The organism is Arthrobacter sp. Y3223151 (assembly GCF_059091125.1).
This window is the reverse complement of record NZ_JBNHGI010000034.1, coordinates 1-252: the sequence shown is the minus strand read 5'-3', so window position 1 is coordinate 252 and position 252 is coordinate 1. Positions and strand designations below refer to the sequence as shown.

The following is a 252-nucleotide window of genomic DNA, read 5'->3' as shown; positions in this document are numbered from 1 at the left end:
TTGGACTTCTGCTTTTAAGCCCAGATAACTGGCCTGAATATGTTAATGAGAGAATCGGTATTCCTCATGTGTGGCATGTTTTCGTCTTTGCTCTTGCATTTTCGCTAGCAATTAATGTGCATCGATTATCAGCTATTGCCAGCGCCAGATATAAGCGATTTAAGCTAAGAAAACGCATTAAGATGCAAAACGATAAAGTGCGATCAGTAATTCAAAACCTTACAGAAGAGCAATCTATGGTTTTGTGCGCAG

General features: G+C 39.7%; 1 protein-coding gene. It reads left to right on the top strand.

From position 1 onward, the window contains the following. A partial coding sequence (locus tag AC5RUP_RS17230; protein WP_250406021.1) for a super-infection exclusion protein B occupies nucleotides 1-252 on the top strand: 252 nt, incomplete at both ends.